This is a genomic window from Aureitalea marina (genome assembly GCF_002943755.1).
Lineage (GTDB): Bacteria > Bacteroidota > Bacteroidia > Flavobacteriales > Flavobacteriaceae > Aureitalea > Aureitalea marina.
Genome location: NZ_MQUB01000001.1, coordinates 40,521 through 52,971, shown reverse-complemented (window position 1 = coordinate 52,971; position 12,451 = coordinate 40,521). Strand labels below are relative to the sequence as shown.

Annotated in this window: 13 protein-coding genes and 1 tRNA gene; 5 read left to right on the top strand and 9 right to left on the bottom strand. The window is 44.1% G+C overall.

Annotated elements, in window-relative coordinates:
• Positions 1–3: 3 nt before the first annotated feature.
• The 6 genes from BST85_RS00270 to BST85_RS00240 form a co-directional block, all read right to left on the bottom strand.
• Positions 4–942 carry a mevalonate kinase family protein gene (locus tag BST85_RS00270; RefSeq protein ID WP_104811425.1) on the bottom strand — a complete coding sequence of 313 codons (939 nt, stop codon included), beginning with the start codon at positions 940–942 and terminating at the stop codon, positions 4–6.
• 27 nt (positions 943–969) lie between these two features.
• Positions 970–2,049, bottom strand: a complete 1,080-nt coding sequence (locus BST85_RS00265) for a diphosphomevalonate decarboxylase (RefSeq protein ID WP_104811424.1) — start codon at positions 2,047–2,049, stop codon at positions 970–972.
• Positions 2,050–2,076: 27 nt separating this feature from the next.
• Positions 2,077–2,418, bottom strand: coding sequence for a hypothetical protein (locus tag BST85_RS00260; RefSeq protein WP_104811423.1), 342 nt, complete (start codon positions 2,416–2,418; stop codon positions 2,077–2,079).
• A gap of 426 nt (positions 2,419–2,844) precedes the next feature.
• Positions 2,845–3,336: a hypothetical protein gene (locus BST85_RS00255; RefSeq protein ID WP_181040045.1), complete on the bottom strand. Its 492-nt coding sequence runs from the start codon at positions 3,334–3,336 to the stop codon at positions 2,845–2,847.
• Complete coding sequence (gene msrB / locus BST85_RS00250) at positions 3,227–3,688, bottom strand: peptide-methionine (R)-S-oxide reductase MsrB (protein WP_104811421.1); 462 nt, start codon at positions 3,686–3,688, stop codon at positions 3,227–3,229. The genes BST85_RS00255 and msrB overlap by 110 nt, the downstream gene beginning before the upstream one ends.
• 772 nt (positions 3,689–4,460) lie before the next feature.
• Positions 4,461–4,542: transfer RNA gene (locus tag BST85_RS00240), tRNA-Leu, on the bottom strand.
• A 148-nt stretch (positions 4,543–4,690) separates the two neighbouring features.
• On the opposite strand from BST85_RS00240, the gene BST85_RS00235 reads away from it, so the two are divergent.
• The 5 genes from BST85_RS00235 (at position 4,691) to BST85_RS00215 (ending at position 10,835) form a co-directional block, all read left to right on the top strand.
• Positions 4,691–5,629, top strand: coding sequence for a UDP-glucuronic acid decarboxylase family protein (locus BST85_RS00235; RefSeq protein WP_104811419.1), 939 nt, complete (start codon positions 4,691–4,693; stop codon positions 5,627–5,629).
• 97 nt (positions 5,630–5,726) lie between these two features.
• Entirely contained in the window at positions 5,727–7,121 is a 1,395-nt protein-coding gene (locus BST85_RS00230; RefSeq protein ID WP_104811418.1) for a dipeptidase, read from the top strand.
• 375 nt (positions 7,122–7,496) lie between these two features.
• Positions 7,497–7,862: a BlaI/MecI/CopY family transcriptional regulator gene (locus BST85_RS00225; protein WP_104811417.1), complete on the top strand. Its 366-nt coding sequence runs from the start codon at positions 7,497–7,499 to the stop codon at positions 7,860–7,862.
• 1 nt (position 7,863) lies between these two features.
• Entirely contained in the window at positions 7,864–9,567 is a 1,704-nt protein-coding gene (locus tag BST85_RS00220; RefSeq protein WP_104811416.1) for a M56 family metallopeptidase, read from the top strand.
• Positions 9,568–9,734: 167 nt separating this feature from the next.
• Positions 9,735–10,835: a DUF4407 domain-containing protein gene (locus BST85_RS00215; RefSeq protein ID WP_104811415.1), complete on the top strand. Its 1,101-nt coding sequence runs from the start codon at positions 9,735–9,737 to the stop codon at positions 10,833–10,835.
• An 8-nt stretch (positions 10,836–10,843) separates the two neighbouring features.
• Here BST85_RS00215 and BST85_RS00210 read toward each other — a convergent pair whose 3' ends face one another.
• From BST85_RS00210 to BST85_RS00200, 3 genes are all read right to left on the bottom strand, one after another.
• Positions 10,844–11,245: a cupin domain-containing protein gene (locus tag BST85_RS00210; protein ID WP_146090606.1), complete on the bottom strand. Its 402-nt coding sequence runs from the start codon at positions 11,243–11,245 to the stop codon at positions 10,844–10,846.
• A 16-nt stretch (positions 11,246–11,261) separates the two neighbouring features.
• On the bottom strand, positions 11,262–11,552 hold the full coding sequence (locus BST85_RS00205) for a hypothetical protein (protein WP_104811413.1): 291 nt from the start codon (positions 11,550–11,552) through the stop codon (positions 11,262–11,264).
• A gap of 186 nt (positions 11,553–11,738) precedes the next feature.
• Positions 11,739–12,449, bottom strand: coding sequence for a LytR/AlgR family response regulator transcription factor (locus tag BST85_RS00200; protein WP_104811412.1), 711 nt, complete (start codon positions 12,447–12,449; stop codon positions 11,739–11,741).
• Between the last annotated feature and the right edge of the window lie 2 nt (positions 12,450–12,451).

The following is a 12,451-nucleotide window of genomic DNA, read 5'->3' as shown; positions in this document are numbered from 1 at the left end:
GAACTAGAAGCTGTAGACTACCTCTAGTTTATGACCACTCAGGGCGGCCTTGGCTTTTTCGTAATCTTCTGTAAACCCGAGCATATAACCTCCTCCACCGGAACCACAAAGTTTCAGATAGTAGGTATTGGTATCGAGTCCTTTCTTCCACAGCTTGTGGAATTCTGACGGGATCATGGGTTTGAAGTTGTCCAGTACGACTGTAGAGAGGTCTTTGATATTTCTGAAGAGAGACTTGATGTCTCCCTTCAGGAAGTCGTCCACGCAGGCATCCGTATGTTTCACGAACTGATCCTTGAGCATATGCCGAAATCCTTCTTGTTTCATCTTGTCCATAAAGATTTGCACCATAGGAGCAGTCTCCCCGGTCATACCGCTATCCAATAAAAAAACCGCACCTTTACCGTTCTCGGGTTGAGATGGGATCCCGGTAGGTTCAATATGGTCTTTGGAGTTAATCAGGATCGGGATGCTCAAATAACTGTTCAGCGGATCCAGCCCAGATGATTTTCCATGGAAAAACGACTCCATTTCCGAGAATATCCCTTTCAACACGAGCAATTTGTCCCTGGTAAGGTTCTCCAGGACGGTGATCTTGTTCAAGGCGTACTTATCGTAAATGGCGGCAACAAGTGCACCACTACTACCAACTCCATATCCTTGCGGGATACTGGAATCAAAATACAAACCGGCATCCAGGTCCGCAGCCAATTTTTCATGATCAAACTGAACCATTTCAGGTTTTTCCGATTCTATAACTTTCAGATGCTCGGCAAAACGCCGCAAATTCTGATTGGAATTGTGAGTGGAGGGAGTGTGATGATCGTCGATCTTCAGAGCTCCATTGTAGAAATTATAGGGAATGGAAAGCCCTTTGGAATCTTTAATAATTCCGTACTCACCAAACAATAATATCTTGGAATAGAATAAGGGACCTTTCATAGCGCGGTAATAATCAGTGTGCTAAATTTAACATTTTTTGACACCACTGCCAACCTGATCGCAAATATACGCCCCATTTTCACAATAGTGAGCCAGTTTGTTCTTAATAAATTCTAAAACTTCTATCGCCTCATTATCAGGATATAAGAGGTGGGCATTCGCCCCTGCATCCAATGTAAAGCACAGGTGATTTCCACTGCTCTTCCGATATTCCCTCACCGCCTCCAATATCTGCAAAGTACCGGGTTTCATGAGGATGAAGTTAGGGTCGGAAGTTAACATCATTGCATGTAGATCAAGTGCCTCGGCTTCTACGATACGAATGAACTCGTCCAAGTCCCCTGAGCGCAATACTGCTAGCAAACTGGATAAATTGGCCCGGGCCCGCTCAAACCGTTGCTCAGCATAGGGATGTCCATGCATGAGACCATGTCCAACCGTACTGCTGACCACTTTCTGACCTTGATGTACCAACATGATCGTATCGTGATAGGTTTTAAAGATCGGTGCAAAGGAATCATTCAACCGAACACCAAAAAGGTCATTACTACCATCAACCTCATCGTGTACACCCCAAACGACCAAGCCGCCATCAATGCTTCTACAAGCCGATCCTGATCCTAAGCGAGCCAGGAAGGAAGCCTTAGTCTTCATCTGAATCTCATCGAATTTGACACCGGAAAGCTGCTGCTCTACCTCCACCAGAGCCATGGCTAAAGCCGCCATTCCACTGGCCGAAGAGGCTATTCCAGAACTATGTGGAAAACTATTTGAAGTTTCTATTCTCCAATGATAGTCCCACAGAAATGGGCAGTAAGCTGAAATTCGTTCAAAGAATTTAGTGATCTTAGGTTCGAAACCCGGCTTGCGCTCGCCATCCAGGTAAACTTCAAACCAAGCTGAAGCATTGTTACGCGGAGAATACGATAATGAGGTCTTCGTCCTGCAGGTATCCAGAGTAAAACTGACTGAAGGATTTAAGGGTATTTGAGGTTCACGTTTGCCCCAATATTTAACCAGGGCGATATTACTAGGTGCTTCCCAGCAAACCTGACCGGAACCGTTGGATGGAAAAGTATGGGAAGGGACAAACTGATTGGTATCCATGTAGCTTTTTATGCCCTACAAAGATAACTAAAGCCCCTTATTCCCATCCGGGGATATCATTGCAATATTACCATCCGATGTTAGAAGCTGAGGGATAGGCTCTTCCCGGTATGGATAAAAACTGATCTCTGTGGTCTGACCGTCTCGCTGGTAGCTCATACTGGCCTCAGTGTTCGGATCAGAATACATATTCATTGATCTCAATTGATCTCCTGCTCTTAGACCTGCCAAATAGGCTTGACTACCCGGAACGACATATTGAACAACATTGTCCTGATCGCGGGTAAATCCAGATTCGAAGACCTTGCTTTGGTCCGCACTGTATTCCAGGTCAAATTGCTCGAAGATAGCAGGCAAATCGTAGGGCACGCCCTTCACAATGTGACGATCAAAGAAAGGGGTCAGGTCCTCCTTAAGTTACAGATTGGCCACCTCCAGGAAATAATCGTGATCGATCTTTTGCCCCGTCAGCCGCGTTTCCTCCAGTATCTTTAAAAGCATATCATCCAAGCTCTTTTCGCCATCAGAATCCTTGGTAATCTGGTGATCCAGGTAAAAGGCAAAGATGGCTCCCCGGTAATAAGGTAATTTCTCGTACGAACGATCGGACCAGAAGTTCTCGTAATTGACCTCAGAATTAGGCGCATCTTTAACGGGAGACGTCCAGAGGGATTTAATGGATTTGTTCAGCTCGTTGAAATAGTCCGCTTCTGTAAAACCACCTATCTGGTTACTACTGATGTTCTTAAAGTTGTTGTATTCGGTAAAACCTTCACTGAACCAATACTGCTCCTCTTAATTGGCATTCTTTATCGTATGACCAATCCAGTTGTGCATCAGTTCGTGGTTGAACAACCAGGACAAGCCTGAAAAATCCAGATATTTATTGTTGCTGGCATTAGCCGCAAATGAATTGGTCAGTCCCGTACCCCCCATGGAACTCCCGCGGTCCAATTGGGTAGGGATAAGGGTTACCGTAAAGTATTCCTGGCTGTGGTCTTTCCAGAAATCGCGCTGGGTCTGTATGGTTCGGCCCAACATATCAACCACTTGCTGGTCCTCAAAGGCCTGCCATTGTCCTCGAATCGCCAGGTACACCTCATTACCTTGTACATTTATTGGATGAACCCTGAAATCTCCACCCCAAGGGTTAGGGTTTGTACTCTTTCGCTTCCCATCAGTTTGTCTGCATGTCTTCCGTTTGAAGAAACATAGACTCAGAATTAATGCAATATCGTAATCCACTTGGTTCTGGGCCATCAGGAAACACATGCCCTTGATGGGCATCACAGGTATTACACTGCACTTCTACCCGGATCATTCCAAAAGAATTATCTCTTCTGTACTTGACCGCATTCTTTTTGATTGGTTGTGAAAAACTTGGCCAGCTTGTCCCAGAGTTGAATTTAATGGTAGAATCAAACAATGGCGTATTACAACACACACAATTGTATTTACCAGAATCGTATCTACTGCAGAGGGCTCCTGAATGCGGTGCTTCTGTTCCAGCTTTTCTTGTAACCCTGAATTGTTCCGGTGTTAAAATGGCCTTCCATTCCGTTTCAGTTTTTTCAACTCTGCGGTCTGGTTTGGGATTTCCTTTAATTGTAAATTCTATGACATCCTTCCAAGTCAACATATCTTATTCCATCTTTTTTGATTTTTTAATCTACATTTAATTTCATGATGGAGTATTGCATTTTTTTCCTAAAAATTACGCGTCAATTTCAAGACCAACTGTCATTGTATTTTTATCAGCCAAAATTAAACGAGAAATTAGGGCCCCGTCATGTACTTCATTCTTTGAAACTTATGCTTTTTCTTTTGTTTGCTTTCTCGTTTTAAAGTTAAGTTTCATTTATACGATTTAAATTGAATTTTCTCTACGAGGTGTTGACGAGATTGGATTCACTTTTTTGGTGATCTTCACAAAATTAATTGCTCTCAATTCGAAATAATATGGCTCGAAAGGCTCAATGTTGCACCTATGTTGTAACCACAGGCAAAAAGAGAAGTTTTAAGAATGAAAATAGCCGAAGAAAATCATCGGGTTTAAGTGCGCGTGAAGGGGGACCGAGCGTAAAGCAAATGTCCAGTGGACATTTTACCCGAGGGGGCCAGCCTGTCGCGCGGGCGGTTCGAGTGCCTGAACCAAATGCGGCCGAACGAAAAAAGCAAAGTCCGGTGGACTTTGCCACTGAGGAGCGAGCCTGCCGCGGAGGCAAACCATAAAGCCATGAAAATAAAAACCCTCCAATTTCTTCAAGGGCTTTGCAGTGCGGGTGAAGGGGGACCGAGCGTAAAGCAGATGTTCAGTGGACATTTGCAGCGAGGGGTCAGCCTGTCGCGCGGGCGGTTCGAGTGCCTGAACCAAACGAAAAAGCCCTCAGCTTTTGCTGAGGGCTTTGCAGTGCGGGTGAAGGGACTCGAACCCCCACGCCTTGCGGCACTAGATCCTAAATCTAGCGTGTCTACCAATTTCACCACACCCGCGTTTAGGGACGGCAAAGATAATCCAATTTCATAATTAAAAAAGAGTTTCTGGGTATAAAAAGGATTTCAATCGAGCAAATGCCTCCTATTTGAATTATTAAGCGTATTACTTCCAACATATGACCACTTGTCCTATCTTGCAGTCCATATGGAACATAAGCGTATTTTAGTGACCGGTGGTGCAGGGTTCGTAGGGTCCCACTTATGTGATCTCTTATTGGATCAAGGCCACGAGGTTTATTGCCTGGATAATTTTTTTACAGGGCAAAAGAGGAATATCATCCACTTATTGGATAATCCTTATTTCGAATTGATCCGCCACGACATCACTGCTCCCTTCTTTATTGAATGCGACGAGATCTACAACCTGGCTTGTCCGGCATCTCCAATTCATTATCAATACAATCCTATCAAGACCATCAAGACCTCCGTCATGGGGTCTATCAATATGCTCGGGCTTGCCAAGCGGGTTAAGGCCAAGATTCTGCAGGCATCTACCAGCGAAGTCTATGGAAACCCAGAAATACATCCACAGCCTGAGAGCTATTGGGGAAATGTAAATCCAATAGGAGAGCGATCCTGCTATGATGAGGGTAAAAGGGCCGCAGAAACCTTGTTCATGGATTATCACAAACAAAATGGGGTTAATGTGAAGATCGTTCGGATCTTTAACACCTATGGTCCTCGAATGCACCCGCAAGATGGCCGGGTAGTTTCTAATTTCATTGTACAAGCCTTGCAGAATAAGGATATCACTATTTATGGCGATGGCTCCCAGACGCGAAGCTTTCAATATGTGGATGACCTGCTCTCCGGAATGGTCAAATTGATGGATACCGAAGATGGCTTTACAGGACCCGTCAATATTGGCAACCCTGGTGAGTTTACTATTCTGGAGCTAGCACAGCATGTAATAGAACTGATTGGCTCTAAGTCCAAGATCGTCTACTTACCACTACCTTCGGATGATCCCCTTATGAGAAGACCAGACATCAGTCTGGCCAAGGAAAAACTAGACTGGGAACCCACTCTAGCCTTGGAAGAGGGATTGAAGAAGACCATTGCCTATTTTGAGTCTACTCTATAGGCCGATTTAACTTTCATATCTTTTACTTTTAGCCCGCTTCATTGAGACTTTTGAAGGGTGCTTTTCGTACCTTAGCATCCCGACTAAATTTTGGTTTATGAAGAGTGCCAAATCCTATATCCAAGAACACAAAGATCGCTTTATCCAAGAGCTGATCGATCTGTTGAAGATACCTTCTATTAGTGCCGACTCAGCCTATAAAGATGATGTCATTAAAACTGCTCAGGCTATCAAAAATAGTCTTGAAAATGCGGGATGTGACGTTGTTGAGATCTGTGAGACACCTGGCTATCCCATTGTTTATGGAGAAAAGATGATCGATCCGAATCTGCCAACGGTATTGGTATACGGGCACTATGATGTACAACCTCCAGACCCGTTGGATCTTTGGGACAGTCCGCCGTTTGAGCCGGTGATCAAGGCAACGGAACTGCACCCGGACGGCGCAATATTTGCGAGAGGTTCATGTGACGATAAAGGGCAAATGTACATGCATGTCAAAGCCATGGAATACATGACCCAAACCGATCAGCTGCCATGCAATGTGAAGTTCATGATAGAAGGTGAAGAAGAAGTAGGAAGTGAATCCCTTGGTTGGTTTGTAGAGCGAAACCAGCAAAAACTCGCTAATGACATCATCCTTATATCCGATACGGGTATGATCGCCAATGATGTACCATCTATTACAACAGGACTCCGTGGCTTGAGCTATGTGGAAGTAGAGGTGACCGGACCGAATAGAGACCTGCATTCCGGACTTTACGGTGGTGCCGTTGCAAACCCGATCAACATACTGACGAAGATGATCGCCTCCTTACACGACGAGAACAACCACATCACCATTCCAGGATTTTATGATAAGGTCGAAGAATTGAGCCAATCCGAAAGAGACGCCATGGCCGAGGCCCCTTTTAGCCTGGAGGCTTATCAAAACGCTCTGAATATTGAATCCGTCTACGGAGAGGCGGGCTATACCACCAACGAACGAAACTCCATCCGTCCTACTTTGGATGTAAATGGAATTTGGGGAGGTTATACTGGCGAAGGAGCCAAGACCGTAATAGCCAGCAAGGCTTATGCTAAGATCAGTATGCGATTAGTTCCTAACCAGGAATGGACCGAGATTACGGAGTTGTTCCAAAATCACTTTGAAAGCATCGCCCCTGCAGGAGTAGAAGTGAAGGTTACACCTCATCATGGGGGACAAGCCTATGTAACACCGATTGACACTATCGGTTACCAGGCCGCTTCCAAAGCCTATGAAAGTACATTTGGTAAAACTCCTATCCCTCAGCGCAGTGGGGGAAGTATTCCTATTGTGGCCTTGTTCGAAAAAGAGTTGGGCAGTAAAACGATCTTAATGGGATTTGGCCTGGACAGCGATGCCATCCATTCGCCTAATGAACATTATGGTATTTGGAATTACCTAAAAGGAATAGAGACCATACCGCAATTTTATCATCACTTCGTGGAGTTGAGTCGTGAGTCGTGAGTCGTGAGACGCGAGTCGAAATTTAAACACATCGAATAACGGATCTCTAATAGCGAATCTCCTTTTTTACCTTGGGGCACCGTTCCCCTCCCGGGACAATGTAATTCTCTTGCAAATTTGCGCCAAGAGAAATTCTCGCTTATACTCGATATTCTTATCTGGTTTAGTCGAGATTCAGGAAGAATCAATCCTGAGAAGTCATACACGGTTGATTCCTCCGCACACCAAAATACCCGCTGGTATAAAGATTCTACTTCCAGTCTGCCCCCTTCAATCTTCACCCTTCACTCCTCACTCATTAATTCTTTGTTAAAATTAATTCTACGTTTGTAGAAATAAAATATTATTCTACATTTGTAGAGTAAAAATCATCCTATGCAATTATCCAATGCCGAAGAGCAATTAATGCAGATCCTTTGGAAAAAGAAGAGAGCCTTCATGAAGGACTTGGTCGAAGCCTACCCAGAACCTAAGCCGGCTATGACAACAGTGGCAACCCTCCTAAAGCGCATGCAGGACAAACAGTTTGTTAACTACGACCAAAAAGGACGTTCTCGAGAGTATTTTCCGCTTGTCAAGAAGCAGGACTATTTTTCTCGGCAGATGAACGGAATGATCAAGAACTTTTTTAATGATTCCGCTAGTCAGTTCGCTTCGTTCTTTACACAACAAACCGATCTAAGTAAAACGGAATTGGAAGAATTGCGCAAGATCATCGATCAGGAAATCAAAAAGAAATAACATGGAGATCTACTTGCTGAAATCGACACTCTGCCTGGCGATCTTTTTCGCCATCTACAAGGGAGTACTGGAAAACCAGCCTGTACATCGCTTCAAGAGATTCTATCTTCTGATCGCAATGGTTGCTTCCCTGACCTTTCCGTTGGTAACCTTTGAGGTAACTAATTATATCTCTAAGGAAGAGCTGGGACAAGTTATCGTCTACCAAGACAATGGGGTACAGGAAATTTCCAACACCATTAATTGGTCGCTTTGGCTTTGGGGTATTTATGTCTTCGGTGTTTTAGTGATGTTCAGTCGCTTTATGATCAACCTAATGGATATTTTCCAGAAGATCGATGCTAATCCAAAGAGGAAAGAAGGGTCCATCACCCATGTTTTGATGCGGGAAAGGATTACTCCTCATACCTTTTTACGATTCATCTTCTTTCAAAAATCAGCGATAGAAAAACAAGAGATCCCGGAATCTGTCTTGATCCACGAACACACCCATGCCAAACAAGCTCATTCCCTGGATATCATCCTGATCGAGCTGCTGCAGGTTGTTTTCTGGTTCAACCCGCTATTCTACCTGCTGAAGAAGTCGATTAAACTAAATCACGAATTCTTGGCCGATCAGGCAGTGATCGATCAGGGCAAAAATATTGGGGAATACCAACACACCTTATTGGATTTCTCCACCCTGCAAAATGCACACCCCATGGCGAACGCCATGGACTATTCATCCATCAAAAAACGTTTAACCATTATGAAAAAATCACATTCAAAATGGAAGTCACGACTGGGAGTATCCCTGGTCCTTCCATTACTCGCTGTCATGTTGTACAGCTTCAGTTCGAGAACGGTACACGAGGTGCCCGTTTATAACGAATCCATGGAGACGGAGATCGAACTGGTGGACCAGGTCATTTCCAAAGAGATCGAGATTCGAATAAAGAAAAATACCATAGAGGTCAATGGGCAATCAACGAAACTGGATAATTTTGCGGCTACCGTAGACCGAGTGACCTCATCCTGGAGTGAACAAGACTATATGGACGCCAAATTTGATATTTCTATCTCCAATCCAGACAAAGGATTTGTTGAAAAGGTCAATCGGGAATTCAAAAAGACCAAGCTCTATAAGGCTAGACCCAATGACTTTGGATTGGTTCCGCCTCCGCCACCTCCACCGGATGCAATAAATGCAAAGACCCCTCCTCCGCCTCCTCCGCCTCCACCAGCACCGAAGGTGAAAATAGTCAAGGACGGAGTAACTGTCATCGAGGAGATCGAGGTAGATTCTCCAGGTTCTGAGATCATTGTGATCGAAGAGATAGAAAACGATAATGGCAAGGTGATCATCAAGAACAAGGAAGGAAAAGTCCTAAAGGAAGTACCTTCTGATGCAGAGGTTATCGAGATCATCGAGATCAAGGAAGATGCTGATAAGTCCGTTTATAAGGTAAAGACAACCAAGTCCGGTAAAGAAGTCAAGATCGTCGAAATAGGTGACGAGGATGTCATCAAAGTTGGAGGGTCAGGAGAAATGCGGTTCATCACCGATAAGAATCCAACCTATTATATTGATGGCAAAAAGGTATCTAAAAAGAGATTTTCCAAACTGAATCCTTCTGAGATCAAATCCATGGATGTAGTAAAAGACGAGGACGACAACGGCAGGATCTACGTCACCACTAAAAAGAAGAAAAACAAGATAAAGTAATCGGTTAAGTCCGACATTCCCACATCATCAATCAAAAACGGAGAATACCCTGAGCGCATTGAAGTGTCTCAGGGTGTTCTTTTTTTAGTCCCGCTATTTAGGCCATTTATGTGTAACAAAAGACCCAAATTCACGTTCTAATAAAATATCAATCAAAAAATTAGCCCATGCTACAACGTTTCTTTATTTTGTGTTCGGGCGCTGACACGGATCTGCTGGAAGAATGCTCGGCAGGAGAAAAGACCAAATATGCCGGTATTGGTGCAACGGTCTTTTTTACGGCGGTTATGGCCGCTATTGCCTCTTCCTTTGCCCTATACACTGTCTTTGACAATTACTATACCGCCATTTTCTTCGGACTGATCTGGGGAATGATGATCTTCAACCTGGACCGATATATCGTCTCGACCCTGAAGAAACGAGAGAATTTCTTCGACGAAATAATCCAGGCCGCTCCCCGACTGATGCTGGCCGTCATCATAGCTATTGTCATTTCCAAACCATTGGAATTGAAGATCTTCGAAAAGGAGATTAATCAGGTCTTATTAGAGGAGAAGAATCAGATGACCCTGGATAACAAAGAGCAACTGGCCCTTCAATATACTCCAACCCTGGATAGCCTAAGCGGAGAGATCGACGCGCTAAAACAGGAGGTGGTAGACAAGGAAACCGAAGTCAACGAGCTATACGGCACCTATATCGCGGAAGCGGAAGGCAGAGAAGGAACTCTGATCGTTGGCAAGGGACCTGTTTATAAAGAAAAGCGAGAAAAACACGATGACGAACTCGCTGCTTTGCAAGCACTAAGAACAGACAACAACGAGAGAATTGAGACCATAGAAGGTCAGATTGCTTCTTTAAGCCAGGAATACAGCAGTAAGGTGGCCGAGAGCCAACCGGTGATCGATGGATTCGGCGGACTGATGGCCAGAGTCAACGCACTGGAGAAGCTACCCTGGCTTCCCTCCTTCTTTATCTTTTTACTGTTCCTGGCTGTAGAATCGGCTCCTATTGTCGCCAAACTACTGTCTCCTAAAGGTGCTTACGATCTCAAACTGGCAGAACAAGAAAGTGCAGTTAAGTCTTGGGTGGATCAGCAACAAGCTCAAAGAGAAGTACTGGTGACCACAGACCGAGAAGTGAATAATCGTGTATATGCAGATATTGCAGAAGAGCAAGAACTGTACGATTACAAACGCAAGCGGGCTCGCGAATTAATGCAAATGCAAGCCGACGCTTTCTACAAGAAACAAAAAGGCCTGCTTTAAGCAGAAATCTAGGTAGTTCCCCCAGGGATCTTAATTTCAAGTAGTCTAGCTTTAGGTGCATAGAAGTGCAGTGGTCTTTCCGAATTGGGAACCAGTAAGGCCTGTCCTGCCCGAACTTCTTCATTCTGACCATTTAGGGACACCAAGGCCCTTCCCTCTATACACACGTAAAGCTTGAGACTCTTACGACATGCCATCTCCCGCTGCAAATGTGAATCTACCTGCAATTGAACGGCCTTTGGAAACACGGACGACAAACACACTACGTCCTCGGCCTCCAAAGCCCGGGTTTTGTTTATCACGGCTGCCTTTAGTGAGGTATCGAGCTTTTGAACATTGATTTTAGACTCGTCTGAAATCTCTTGGGTCCAATCTGCCATGGAGTCTATAAAGTACATCGAATTATTCATCTCGTTCAATTATTAGTTAGGCAACCAACATTGGTTCATTTAACTGTCGGAAGGGCCCAAGAATTCGTTGATTATTCCCCAGACGGACAGAAATCTGACAACCCAATTCAAGGGCACTATCTTTAATACATCGTAACATGATCACGCCAGCCAGATCGATATCCTCCAGTTTTTGAAGACAAATTTCAAATTTCCCATCTCCGTTTAATTTGTGCTTGAAATACGTTCTGACCTGCTGAGTCTGCGATGCGTGAAAAGATCCAGTAAATTCGAAGATCGATTCTTTTTGTTCGATACAAAGTGCCATAATTCAGTTTTGATTTTAGGTTCATCCCGAGGATGTTTGACACAAGGTGGACGTCTAGCCCGGTTAAATCTTGATTACATAGCAAAACTGCAAAAGAAGGTGGGAAAATATGGTCCAAACACGGTGGATGGCCATTTGCTTTAGGCCATTGGTACAAACTCTGTCGATTAGGATCAGGAAATAAAATTAAAGCAGGTTTAACCGCTTCATCAATTCAGGACGATTCGCCCGACTGATCGGTATGACATCCCGGTCAATAAGAACACTATTATCCTCAATATCGATGATCTTGGTGATGTTGATCACATACGATCGATGTATCTTCAAGAATAGATAGTCCGGCAGTTTCTCTTCGATCTTCTTTAGCGTGGAGTGAACCGTGAAGTTCTTATCATCTGTCTTAATGAGAATATAATCTCCTTTTGCCTCGATGATCCGAATCTTTTCAAATTCGATTTTGATCAGACGACGATCAATATTGACATATAATTCTTTTCCACTGTCGGATTGGGAATCTGATCCGGAGGCTGACGATGCAGAACTTTCCGATTTGGGTGTAGCCTTCCTAACCGCCTTTTCAAATCGTTCTTTCTCCAGGGGTTTAACCAGGTAATCAATTATACAGTCGTAACTAAAGGCTTCGATGGCAAAATTACGATCTGATGTGGTCAAGATGATTTGAGGTGGATCGGGCAGTGATTCAATGAAATCGAATCCCGTAAAATCCGGCATATGAATATCTAGGAATGCAAGATCAACTTCATTTTTATTCAAAAATTTAATGGCCTGAATGGCGTTGGAAAATTCGCCTACGATTTCAAGGTCTGGAATTTGTTCACATAAGTAAGCAACGATCGCCCTGGCGGCCGCTTCGTCATCTACGATGATACATCGCATAG